8 protein-coding genes, 7 pseudogenes and 1 other annotated feature are annotated in these 11,826 nt (G+C 57.5%); of the genes and pseudogenes, 10 read left to right on the top strand and 5 right to left on the bottom strand.

Going from position 1 to position 11,826, the window contains the following annotated elements; genetic code table 11:
* Positions 1 to 15: 15 nt before the first annotated feature.
* The 4 genes from tnpA (at position 16) to ACQZ5Y_RS25845 (ending at position 3,109) form a co-directional block, all read left to right on the top strand.
* Positions 16 to 402, top strand: a complete 387-nt coding sequence (tnpA, locus tag ACQZ5Y_RS25860; RefSeq protein ID WP_174027120.1) for an IS66-like element accessory protein TnpA — start codon at positions 16 to 18, stop codon at positions 400 to 402.
* On the top strand, positions 399 to 752 hold the full coding sequence (gene tnpB, locus ACQZ5Y_RS25855; RefSeq protein WP_174027119.1) for an IS66 family insertion sequence element accessory protein TnpB: 354 nt from the start codon (positions 399 to 401) through the stop codon (positions 750 to 752). Before tnpA ends, tnpB begins: the two co-directional genes overlap by 4 nt.
* 68 nt (positions 753 to 820) lie before the next feature.
* Positions 821 to 2,365 carry an IS66 family transposase gene (tnpC, locus tag ACQZ5Y_RS25850; protein WP_174027118.1) on the top strand — a complete coding sequence of 515 codons (1,545 nt, stop codon included), beginning with the start codon at positions 821 to 823 and terminating at the stop codon, positions 2,363 to 2,365.
* A 147-nt stretch (positions 2,366 to 2,512) separates the two neighbouring features.
* A complete protein-coding gene (locus tag ACQZ5Y_RS25845; protein WP_174027117.1) occupies positions 2,513 to 3,109 on the top strand; it encodes a nucleotidyltransferase domain-containing protein in 597 nt (198 codons plus the stop codon).
* A gap of 163 nt (positions 3,110 to 3,272) precedes the next feature.
* Here ACQZ5Y_RS25845 and ACQZ5Y_RS25840 read toward each other — a convergent pair.
* Positions 3,273 to 3,776 (bottom strand): annotated as a pseudogene (locus ACQZ5Y_RS25840) (IS5 family transposase); the annotation flags it as partial.
* Between the two features lie 52 nt (positions 3,777 to 3,828).
* Here ACQZ5Y_RS25840 and ACQZ5Y_RS25835 point away from each other — a divergent pair.
* Positions 3,829 to 5,057 (top strand): annotated as a pseudogene (locus ACQZ5Y_RS25835) (IS3 family transposase).
* Positions 4,110 to 4,226, top strand: a sequence feature (AL1L pseudoknot). Its footprint overlaps the pseudogene before it by 117 nt.
* A 40-nt stretch (positions 5,058 to 5,097) precedes the next feature.
* On the opposite strand, the pseudogene ACQZ5Y_RS25830 reads toward ACQZ5Y_RS25835, so the two are convergent.
* Positions 5,098 to 5,330, bottom strand: a pseudogene (locus tag ACQZ5Y_RS25830) (transposase); the annotation flags it as partial.
* 92 nt (positions 5,331 to 5,422) lie between these two features.
* Positions 5,423 to 5,605 (bottom strand): annotated as a pseudogene (locus tag ACQZ5Y_RS25825) (CPCC family cysteine-rich protein); the annotation flags it as partial.
* A 667-nt stretch (positions 5,606 to 6,272) separates the two neighbouring features.
* On the opposite strand from ACQZ5Y_RS25825, the gene ACQZ5Y_RS25820 reads away from it, so the two are divergent.
* The 3 genes and pseudogenes from ACQZ5Y_RS25820 to istA (ACQZ5Y_RS25810) all read left to right on the top strand — a co-directional run.
* On the top strand, positions 6,273 to 6,926 hold the full coding sequence (locus ACQZ5Y_RS25820; protein WP_111802181.1) for a class I SAM-dependent methyltransferase: 654 nt from the start codon (positions 6,273 to 6,275) through the stop codon (positions 6,924 to 6,926).
* Between the two features lie 185 nt (positions 6,927 to 7,111).
* Positions 7,112 to 7,453, top strand: a complete 342-nt coding sequence (locus ACQZ5Y_RS25815; protein WP_111802182.1) for a DUF982 domain-containing protein — start codon at positions 7,112 to 7,114, stop codon at positions 7,451 to 7,453.
* Positions 7,454 to 7,575: 122 nt separating this feature from the next.
* Positions 7,576 to 8,112 (top strand): annotated as a pseudogene (istA, locus tag ACQZ5Y_RS25810) (IS21 family transposase); the annotation flags it as partial.
* A gap of 142 nt (positions 8,113 to 8,254) precedes the next feature.
* On the opposite strand, the gene istB reads toward istA (ACQZ5Y_RS25810), so the two are convergent.
* Entirely contained in the window at positions 8,255 to 8,989 is a 735-nt protein-coding gene (istB, locus tag ACQZ5Y_RS25805) for an IS21-like element helper ATPase IstB (RefSeq protein WP_062610304.1), read from the bottom strand.
* A pseudogene (gene istA / locus ACQZ5Y_RS25800) lies at positions 8,922 to 10,488 on the bottom strand (IS21 family transposase). Before istA (ACQZ5Y_RS25800) ends, istB begins: the two are co-directional and overlap by 68 nt.
* A 120-nt stretch (positions 10,489 to 10,608) precedes the next feature.
* On the opposite strand from istA (ACQZ5Y_RS25800), the pseudogene ACQZ5Y_RS25795 reads away from it, so the two are divergent.
* Positions 10,609 to 11,589, top strand: a pseudogene (locus tag ACQZ5Y_RS25795) (IS21/IS408/IS1162 family transposase); the annotation flags it as partial.
* The coding region (locus ACQZ5Y_RS25790; RefSeq protein ID WP_236763074.1) for an ATP-binding protein at positions 11,579 to 11,826 on the top strand (248 nt) is incomplete at its 3' end. The pseudogene ACQZ5Y_RS25795 and the gene ACQZ5Y_RS25790, both read left to right, overlap by 11 nt.

Genomic DNA, 11,826 nt, shown 5'->3' with positions numbered 1-11,826 from the left:
AACGGGAGTTTCTCCATGGAGACTACATTGGAGGTTCTCACACCCAGGAAATCTGGACGTGAGGCGCATCGGCATTGGCCAGACGAGATCAAGGCGCAGATCGTTTCGGAGAGCCTTCGGCCAGGTGCGTTGGTGAATGAAGTGGCAGAGCGACATGGCCTGAAGCCGAACCACTTGTCTACCTGGCGAACGATGGCACGGCAGGGCAAACTGATTCTGCCAGCACCCGAGGATGCGGTGGAGTTCGCGGCGGTTGTCGTCGATCCACCAATTGCGGAGCCGCCCATCAAGAAAGCCAGCCGTCCCGAGATCATCGTCGGCGCTGTCACGATCCGTCTGGAAGAAGGCGCGTCCGCCTCCCGGATCGCCGCTGTCGCGCGTGCCTGCGCGGTTCCGGCATGATCTTTCCCTCGAACCGGGTTCGGATCATGGTGGCGACCAAGCCTGTCGATTTCCGCAAGGGTCACGACGGCTTGGCCGCACTGGTCAAGAACGAGCTGCATAAGGACCCATTTACGGGGACGGTCTTCGTATTCCGATCACGCAAGGCGGACCGATTGAAGCTGATCTACTGGGATGGCAGCGGTCTGGTGATGGCCTACAAACGGCTGGAGGAGCACACGTTCACTTGGCCAGACATCCGGGACGGTCTGATGACTTTGGGCCATGCCCAGTTCGAGGCGCTATTTGCGGGGCTCGACTGGCGGCGGGTCCGCTCCGTTGAGACAAGAGCGCCGACAGCAACCGAGTAGGTGCGTCACGATGACTCGGGTGGCAAATTCGGGCAGCGAGACGCCGCCCAATTTGATAAACTTCCAGTATGTTGGATGCGGTTGATCTTCCAGACGATATTGCTGCCCTGAAGGCGATGCTGATCGCCTCCCAGCTTCGTGAAGTTCGCAAGGACGAGCGGATCGAACGGCTGGAGAAGCTGGTAGCGGCGTTCAAGCAGGCTGCCTTTGGTCGTAAATCCGAGAAGGCTGATCCCGAGCAATTCGACCTCGCACTCGAAGACCTGGAAACGGCCATGGCGGCCGTCCGTGCCGAGGACGAGGCCGACAGCACTCCGGGTAAGCAGCAGCCCAAGCCACGCGCAACCAATCGAGGCTCTCTTCCCGCCCATCTTCCTCGTGTCGAAGAGGTCATCGAGCCGGAAAGCTTGATCTGCACCTGTGGCGGCGGCTTGCATTGCATTGGCGAGGACGTGTCCGAGCGGCTGGATATCATTCCGGCACAATTTCGAGTCATTGTCACGCGTCGCCCCAAATATGCCTGCCGTGCCTGCACCGATGGGGTGTCGCAGGCTCCAGCGCCTGCACGATTGATCCACGCAGGATTGCCGACCGAGGCGACAATCGCGCATGTGTTGGTGTCCAAATATGCCGATCACCTGCCGCTCTATCGGCAGGCTCAGATCATGGGCCGACAGGGCATCGATCTTGATCGATCCACTCTTGCCGACTGGGTCGGCCGGGCAGCATTCGAACTCCGCCCGGTCTTCGACGCTCTCATCGCCGACCTGAAGCGGTCGACGAAGCTGTTCATGGACGAGACTCGTGCACCAGTCCTCGATCCTGGCTCCCGCAAGACCAAAACAGGATATTTCTGGGCGCTGGCCCGCGATGAGCGACCGTGGGGCGGAGGTGCGCCGCCGGGCGTCGCCTTCACCTATGCACCAGGTCGCGGCGGGCTCCATGCTGAACGGATATTGCAAGGATTTACGGGCATCCTTCAGGTGGATGGTTACGCCGGATATAATCGGCTGATCGCACCGGATCGTGTCGGTCCCGACATCCAGCTTGCTTACTGTTGGGCCCATGCCAGGCGCAAGCTGGTCGAGATCACGCGCAGCGGCTCAGCACCGATTGCCGAGGAGGGTGTGAGGCGGATTGGAGAACTCTACCGGATAGAGGTGGAACTGCGCGGTCTTCCCGCCGACGCTCGCCTCGCTGGGCGGAAGGAACGATCAGCGGCATTGATTACGGACATGCGGACCTGGCTGACGCATCATCGCGCCCGCGTGGCTGGTAAATCGCCGCTTGGCGAAGCTCTGGCTTATGTCGCCAAATACTGGGATGGGCTTTGTGTTTTCCTGACTGATGGTCGCATCGAGATCGACAACAATACCGTCGAGCGGACCATCAGGCCGATTGCGTTGAACCGGAAGAATGCACTCTTTGCAGGCCACGATGCTGGAGCCGAGAACTGGGCGACAATCGCCTCCCTGATCGAGACCTGCAAACTCAATGCCGTCGATCCACATACCTACCTGACCAATACCCTCACCGCCATCTTCAATGGCCATAGGCAGAGCCGTATCGAAGAGCTGATGCCGTGGAATTATTCGCGGCGGTCAAACGGCTAAAGTCTGCTGTCGGCCCGAAGAGGTCATTGGCGGTATGTGCTATCGAAAGGCCAGATGCATCGACGGTATCTTCCTCCGCAGGGCGAAGGGCTGATATCGCTCACTGAGGAACGCGAAGGTCGAATCAAGCGAATGCAGGTGGTGAGGATGCAACATATTCCAGATGATGCGTGGGATGCTTGGACACCGGAACTGCTTTCTGAGCGTTTCCGCTACCAGCACCCGTCCTGGTATATTGTCGGTGGCTGGGCACTAGACCTGTGGCACGGTTACCAGACCCGCGATCACGAGGACTTGGAGTTCTGCATACTTTCGGACGATGTCGATCTTTTTCGCGACGAGTTATCCGAGCTGGATTTCTTCGAGGTCCATAACGGCAATTTTGCCTATCTTGCTCCTGAAACGAGGCCTCGGCCAGAGACCACCCAATTATGGGGAGCCGACATGGCGAACCTTTGCTGGCGCGTGGACATGATGATCGAACATGGCACCCGAGAAAATTGGATTTACAAGCGCGATCCATCTTTCCGTCTGCCCAGATCGACTGCGGTTCGAGAAACACCGACCGGAATTCCTTATCTCGCTCCTGCTCTTGCCCTGTTGTTTAAGGCAAAACACGTTCGAGCGAAGGATGAGGAAGACCTGCATGCTGCCTTGCCGAAGCTTCACGATCAGGAAAAAGCCGATTTACGATGTTGGCTTGAGGCAATGTATCCGGGACATGAATGGATCACACGGCTTTGAAGAAAGGCAGGATGACTGCTTCTGGCGCTTTGTTGCCGTCAATGCTGCAACGGTAGCGTCGGAATAGCCCACCCCGCCTGGTCAACGTGCGAGGAAAACACCGCTTACAATGCATCCCTATGCCGAGTACTATGATTTTGAATGGGAAGAAGACGTAGGCGCTGTTGACAAGGTATGGCAGCCATATTTTGGCTGCGGCCGAGGCGAGGAATGCCGAAAATGATTTTTGGGTCTTATCGTATCGGGTGGCGACGCGGTGGAACTGCGCGAGCCTGTTGAACATTCTCTCAGTGCGGTTGCGCTCCCTAGATGCGTTGAAGTCACGGGGTGGAGGGCTTTTCCGGTTTGGTTTCGGGGGAATTACGGGCCTGATCCCGTAGATCAGCAGTTCCTCGCGCAGGAAATCGCCATCATAACCTTTGTCAGCGAGAAACAATTTCGGTTTCCAACCGGCATTGTCAGCAGGTCTGGAACGGCAACGTAATCCGACGCTTCGCCACCCGTCAGGATGAAGCCGAGAGGGCGTCCCTGACCGTCTGCGCGGGATTGGATTTTAGTTGTAAATCCGCCGCGTGATCAACCAAAAGCCTCGTTATTAGTCCCCCTTTTGCGCCCGCAGCGTGCTAATGCCCCGAACCGTGGTGCTGTCGATCATGTGCTGCCAGTTGAACCGCTCCGGGTTTACCGAAGGCTCCAACTTCTGAGAGAGTGGAGCCACTATGAGCAAGACAACTAACAAGTTTTCACCTGAAGTCCGTGAGCGTGCCATCCGCATGGTCTTGGACCATGAAGCAGAACATCCGTCACGGTGGGCTGCCGTTTCATCAATCGCGGCCAAGATCGGCTGCTCGCCAGCAACGCTGCATGAATGGGTCAAGAAGACCGAGGTTAACAGCGGCAAGCGAGCAGGTCTGCCGAGCGATGTGGCCGAGAAGATGAAGGCTATTGAGCGGGAGAACCGCGAGCTTCGTCAGGCCAACGAGATTTTGCGCAAGGCGTCTGCCTATTTCGCGATGGCGGAGCTCGACCGCCCCTTCAAACGATGATCTCGTTCATTGACGAACACCGTAGCGTGTTCGGGGTCGAGCCGATCTGCAGGCTGTTGCCGATTGCCCCATCAACCTACTACGAGAACGTCGCCAAGCGCTTGGATGTGGATCGCCTGTCGGTTCGCGCCCGCAGCGATATTGGCCTGAAGATCGAGATACGCCGGGTGTTCAATGAGAACTTCCAGGTCTACGGCGTGCGTAAAGTCTGGCGGCAGTTGCAACGAGAAGGCTACGACATCGCCCGCTGCACGGTCGCTCGGCTTATGAGGTCGATGAGCCTGCAGGGAATTATTCGAGGAAAGCCGGTCCGCACGACATTCTCGGACAAGGCAGCCCCGAGCCCGCTTGACCGAGTAAACCGCCAGTTCAAAGCCCCAGCACCAAATAGCTGTGGGTTTCGGACTTCACCTATGTCGCTACCTGGCAGGGCTTCGTCTACGTGGCCTTTGTGATCGACGTTTTTGCCCGGGCGCATCGTTGGCTTGCGGGCGAGCCGGACGGCACAGGCGAGCTTTGTCCTCGATGCCCTTGAGCAGGCACTTCATGATCGGCGGCCCGTTCATGGCGGCGGGCTCGTGCACCATTCGGACAGGGGCGTTCAATACGTCTCCATCCGGTACTCCGAGCGGCTAGCAGAAGCTGGCATAGAGCCTTCTGTCGGAAGTGTCAGCGACAGTTATGACAATGCCCTCGCCGAAACGATCAACGGTCTCTACAAGGCCGAGGTCATTCATCGGCGCGGACCATGGAGGAACTTCGAAGCGGTGGAATTCGCCACTCTGGAATGAGTCGACTGGTTCAACCACCGACGACTTCTGGAGCCCATCGGAAACATACCGCCTGCCGAAGCCGAAGAACGTTACTACGCCATGCTGGACAAAACAGCCATGGCCGCATAACTCAAACCAAATGGCCTCCGGCAAACCCGGAGCGGTTCAAGTCATCGGTCAGCCCCAGCTCAACAAGCGTCTCAAGGAGAGCGTCCCAAACGCTTTGTTCGGCCCAGCGGCGGAAGCGCACATAGACAGAATTCCACTTACCGTATCGCTATGCATGTCGCGGCATGGGCAGCCGACCCGCAGGACATGCAGCATGCCGCTAAGGAATTGCCAATTGTCGTAGGCTGGCCGCGACTTGCGTCCCCGTTCCGGCGGAAGAAGACCATCGTTCACGTACCATTCTTAATCGGCCAAATCGCCACGGACGACTACCGCTCCTCGCAAAGAGCAAGCTGTGAATCAGAGTCCAGTTCATTTGGTAATCGTTAGCGTTCAGCTTCGGTAGGCTTACATAAATTTTTGCGATAGCAAAAGTTGCAAGCGCCGGATTCTGCGAAATTCAGTCGCGCTTGAACCAGCGACAGCGGGCCGTTCGGACCACCGCGGACTAACTCAGCATCATAATCGTCTTGCCTATCATCTTCCCAAAAACAGACAGGGCAAATCTCGTAGCCGCCTCGCTCTTAAAGGGTCGCGAAATGGCAGCACGTGCACCGGTATGCTTGCCCCTCAACGTGAGGCTCAATGATGTTGCGAAACTGCATTGCGAGAGGTCCACCTCAGTCACAGACTTTGTCAACAGGACCTAAATCTCCAGAGCGATAACCTCAATATCACCTAGATGACGACGCAAAAAGGAGCGCCTCTCCTTTGCAATTCTCGCCACATGCAAGCCTCTACCCGCCGTTATAGTAACCATCTCTTCTTTCCAAGCGAGGCAATCGACTTACCAGCGCAACACAGACTTGAATTTTACCAGCCAGCGCCATCTACCGGATGGCTATCGGCTTTCTAGTCGCCGATTGTAACTGGGGGCGCTCAGTTCCCGCAACCTCGGCGCCTTCCTCGCGCGTTATCGCCTTTTATTTGTTCAGCGGCGACCTGTCCAATGGTTCGATGATTGGCGAGCGCTCTGTGACGCCATAACCGGTTGGGCCGCCGTCGATCGTTGCGTCAAAGTAGGCGTCCTCTTGACCAAACATATGGTCGGAAGCGACGGAAAGAGTTTCGCGAGCCGTGGTGTTCTCTTGGTCGTGACGGGTTATTTTTGTTGCCAAATCGCGATATACACGTGCCCGAAAATATTCCGATCGATTTCATATAGTGGAGGCGTAAATGAGCGACGGTTTCTTGCATCGCTATTTTTTAAACAATGGACATAAGCGCCTTCACAAATGGATGCACTATTTCGATGCGTACGAGCACCATTTCGACCGGTTTCGCGGCAAGAAGCCTACAGTACTTGAAATAGGTGTATTTGGCGGCGGGTCTCTCGCCATGTGGAAAGACTACTTCGGCGACGGCGCAACCATTATTGGCCTTGATATCAATGCAGAGTGCAAAGCTCACGAGGACGAGGGTATTAAGGTCTACATCGGAAGCCAGGATGACCCACAGATCATTCAGACTGTACTCGATGAAAACTCCCCGATCGACATCGTTATTGACGACGGCAGCCACCGCATGGACCATGTCGTAGCGTCGTTCAATTTACTCTACGAACGGATTTCGCCGAATGGCATTTATTTCGTTGAAGACACTCACACCTGCTATTGGCCTGAGTATCAAGGCGGCCTTGGCAATCCGCAGTCCTTCATGGAATTCACAAAGACCAAACTTGACGAGATCAACGCAGTGCACACAAGGGGTGCGGTTGAAACGACCACATTTACGAAATCAACCCGGTCCATAACAATCTACGACAGCATTTGCGTTTTCGAAAAAGCGCCCCAAGGAAAAAGACAAGCTCCCATCACCGAGCCGCTGTAGTGGATGATGATAAGTGATGGTTATCCATGAACAACCGACGAGGCATGGGCAGTAACGGAAATCTTCGCCCAACTAAACGCCGTTGTACCACGCCAACAGTCGCCAAGATGTTCTCCTGATGGTTCAAAACAAGCCACACGCAAGCGTGCCGATTTAATGCTCCCCATAAAAAGCGGAGAGCAGAAATGAAGTCAGGATCGTGGGATAATACTGTTACCATCGAGCTAGGTGGCAGAAGCAAGATCTATGCGCGCATCTCCACAACGCGCGGTGCTGCATCATACCTTATTGATCAGTGGCCTGGTTCCCGGGACAATGCCTATAGGCAAGCGATCCTCTCCTGTACGAAGGCGCTGAAAGGTGAATTAAATGATGAAGCCGCCTTCACCAGTTTCGTGCGAGCGGCGCTAGTGTCAGGCCTGAAACATACGAGCGCGCCGCGCCGCACTCCCAACGAGTTTGAGCGAGAAATAGTTAGAGCATTAACTCAGTCGCTGCTAGACGATCTGCGCCAGGCGACCAGATAGGCATCGCGGGTGTTGATTGTCACTGAGAACTGACCCGGCGTGGCCTGATATTTCCATTGAGAATTGACCCATGTTCCAACCTTCCCTCGCATGTTTTCAGCGGGGGCTATGGAGTGATCGACATGGCGTTATTGAGCGTGATCCGACGCTGGCATTTTCGAGACCATTTATCGATCCGGGAGATTTGCCGCAGGACCGGCCTATCCCGGAATACCATTCGCAAATACCTGCGCCTGGACGGTGTGGAGCCGAAGTTCAAGGTCCCGGAGCGGCCGAGCAAGCTCGATCCTTTTGCTGATCGGTTGTCTGCCTGGCTGAAGACAGAATCCAAGAAGAACCGCAAACAGAAGCGGACGATGAAGCAATTGCATGCTGACCTGATGAGCCTTGGCTACGAGGGCTCCTACAATCGGGTTGCGGCATTTGCCCGGGAATGGCGTGATGATCGCCAGAGAGAGTTGCAGACGACGGGCCGCGGGACATATGTGCCTCTGGCGTTCGATCCCGGCGAAGCCTTCCAGTTCGACTGGTCGGAGGACTGGGCGATCATCGGTAATGAACGCACCAAGCTACAGGTGGCGCACACGAAGCTGAGTTACAGCCGCGCCTTCATCGTTCGGGCCTATCTTCTACAGACGCACGAGATGCTGTTTGATGCCCACAATTGTCAATCGGCGCGGAATGTTGACCCCTTATCGGCGTCCAATATTCACCCCCTGTAGGCGATCAGCGCTTGGCCTGCCCGGCGCTGGCCGGGGTTGCAGAGGGTAGGCCAAGTGCGGGTGACGGGTGTCTTTGGCTTTAGCTTTGAGAGCGGTTTTTGAAGCGCCAGGACTCGTTGCCGGTTTCCACGATCTCGCAGTGATGGGTCAGGCGATCGAGGAGGGCCGTCGTCATCTTGGCATCACCAAACACCGACGGCCATTCGCCGAAGGCAAGGTTGGTCGTGACGATGACCGAGGTGCGCTCGTAGAGCCTGCTGATCAGGTGGAACAGGAGCTGACCCCCGGCCTGTGCGAACGGTAGATAGCCGAGTTCGTCGAGGATGATGAAGTCGAGGCGCGTGAGGTAATCGGCCATCCGACCTTGCTTGCCGTTGCGCGTTTCCGTTTCCAGGCGATTGACCAGATCGACGACGTTGAAGAAGCGTCCACGTGTGCCGTTGCGGATGAGCGCACGGGCAATCGCGATAGCCAGATGGCTCTTGCCTGTTCCTGTGCCGCCGACGAGAACGACATTGCGCTGGTCGGCGACGAAGGTGCCGGTGGCCAGTTCTCGCACCAGGGGTTCATTGACGGGCGTGTCGGCGAAGTCGAAGTCGTCGATGTCTTTTGCCAAAGGCAATTTGGCGATGCTGAGCTGGTAGCGGATAGACCTGGCCTGTTTCTCGGCGATCTCCGACTGCAGGAGATCACCGACGATGCGCGGCGGTTCGTGCTGCCGTTTGATGCCGTTTCCCATGACCTCGTCATAAGCGCTGCGCATTCCGTAGAGCTTCAGCGTGCCCATCAGTTCGAGAACCTGTGTGCGTTCCATCAACTTACCCTCCTGAGCCTGTCGTAACGGGCGCAGTCGGCGACCGGCTCATGGGCAAGCCGAAGCGCATCCGGGATTTGCAGGGTTGCAGCGGGAGCCGGATCGCGGCTTCGCGCCAGAATGTTGATGATCACCGAGGCAGAGCAGACGCCGTGATCGAGCGCTTCCTGGCAGGCAGCCTCAACGGCTGCGAGACCATCGGCGGGAACGCATCCGAGTATGGTGACCATCTGTCGATCACCGTCGTCAGCACTCTTCAACCGCTTGCGCACCTTCTCCATCGCGGCTGGCAAAACCCATTCGCGGAAGGGAGCACCGTTGCGCAAGGCACCGGGTTTGCGAGCAAGGACAGGGACATAGTGCCAGGGATCATAGACGGTATCGCCACGGCCGAAGCTACGCTGGTGTTCAGCGACCGTCACCCCATCCTGTTTGATGACGATCCGATCAGCATAGGCATGAACCTCGACTGGGCGGCCGACGGCAGTCGACAGGACCGAGTATTTGTTGTTGTCGAAGCGGACGGTGCAGGTCTTCGACACCGAGGCCGGAACGCTGTGGAAACCGTCGAACGGGCCGACGTAGCGCACGAGGCTGCTGCGTTCGGCCTCGAACATCTGCCAGATCGTCTGCGCCGTCTGTTCGGGATGGCTATGGGCCTTGGCATAGGCAACGCATTTGTCGAGCAGCCAGACATTGAGTTCCTCCAGGCTTTTGACCCTGAGACGCGGCGTGAAGAACCGCTCGCGCACAAGGCCGACCTGGTTCTCGACCTGTCCTTTCTCCCAGCCGGATGCTGGCGTGCAGGCCACCGGGTGGACGAGATAATGGCTGCACATCTGCAGGAAACGGCGATTGTAGAGCCGTTCCTTGCCGATAAAGACGGCCTCCACGGCCGTCTTCATGTTGTCGTAGATGCCGCGCGTGCAGGTGCCACGGAAGAAGTCGAAGGCCTTGTCGTGGGCGTCGAAGACCATCTCCTGGCTCTCACGCATATAGGCCCGCGCGAACATCATCCGGCTGTGGCAAAGCCGGACATGGGCAACCTTCACCGTTGTCGTCACGCCCTGGATCAGGACGATCTCATGGCTCCAGTCGAACTGATAAGCCTCGCCGGGCGCATAGTAGAGCGGCACGTAGGCTTCGGCCGTCACGGCCCCTCGATCCTTCGACCATCCCTTCGCATAGCGCCGGATTGCATCGTAGCTGCCGTCGTAACCCAACGCCCGAAGCTCTTCGTAAATCCGGATCAGCGTCAGTCGCTCGCGAGATGGCTTGCCTTCGTTCGCGGCCAGGAAGCGCTCAATCTCAGCCTTCCAGGCCCCGGTCTTCGGAAGCGGCTGCCGTTCGCGCTCGTAGGAAAAGTCGGTCTCATCGGATCGCAGTATCTTCCGCACCGTATTGCGGGAAACATGCAGCTCCCGGACGATCCTCTTCACCGACCAGCCCTGCACATGGAAGGCTCGACGAACACGCGCAATCGTATCCACTCGCTTCAACTCCCCCTCCATCCGCCAGCAAAAGACGGATGGTCAGACGAAACAGGTGGGGGGTCAAAATTGGACGCCGGTCACCCCGCCAGAGGGGTCAATATTCCACGCCGAAACACACACAATCATGCATTCCGCGTATTCGGTGGCATTCCAGGACGCGGCATCTACGACAATATGCGCACCGCGATCGACAAGGTCGGCCGTGGAAAAGAACGTGACATCAACGTGCGCTTCCAGGCGATGGCCAGCCACTTTCTGTTCGAACCCGAGTTTTGCAATCCGGCTTCAGGCTGGGAGAAGGGACAAGTCGAGAAGAACGTTCAGGATGCGCGTCATCGGTTCTTTCAGCCCGTTCCGCGCTTTCCATCGCTGGAAGCCCTGAATGACTGGCTCGAGCAACGCTGCAAGGAGTTCTGGGCACAGACCCCGCACGGTCAGATGCGTGGAACCATTGCCGACATCTGGGCGGAAGAAGCTCCCGCGCTCATGCCCATTACCCGGCCGTTCGATGGGTTTGTCGAATACACCAAGCGTGTCTCTCCGACCTGCCTCGTGCATCTGGAGCGCAATCGCTACAGCGTCCCGGCGTCTTTCGCCAATCGGCCGGTGAGCCTAAGGGTTTATCCAGACCGTGTTGTGGTCGCCGCAGAAGGACAGATCATTTGCGAGCATCGTCGCGTCATTGATCGCTCCCACGACAGGCCAGGACAGACGATCTACGACTGGCGGCACTACTTGGCCGTAGTGCAGCGCAAGCCAGGTGCGCTTCGCAACGGTGCACCATTCGTCGAACTTCCCGATGCATTCCGGGCCTTGCAGCAATACCTGCTCAAGAAGCCGGGCGGCGACCGGGAGATGGTCGATATCCTGGCGCTCGTCCTTCAACACGATGAACAGGCCGTCCTGTCGGCAGTCGACATGGCGCTGAAGTCCGGTGTTCCGACCAAGACGCATGTGCTGAACCTGCTGCATCGCCTTGTCGATGGCAAATCCTTCACGCCGCCGACCATCGATGCGCCGCAAGCCCTGACGCTCGTCAACGAGCCCAAGGCCAATGTTGAACGATACGATGCCCTGAGAAAGACGGAGGCCCGCCATGCGTCATAATCCAGCAAGCGGTGCGATCGTCATCATGCTGCGGCAACTGAAGATGCACGGAATGGCACAAGCCGTCGGCGAACTCACCGAGCAGGGATCGCCAGCGTTCGAGGCCGCCATCCCGATCCTGTCGCAGCTCCTCAAGGCCGAGACGGCGGAACGTGAAGTGCGATCGACGGCCTACCAGCTCAAGACGGCACGCTTCCCGGCCTACCGTGATCTTAACGGCTTCGACTTCGCCAGCAG

Source organism: Agrobacterium sp. A3-95 (assembly GCF_053521785.1).
This window is presented reverse-complemented; position numbering and strand designations above follow the sequence as displayed.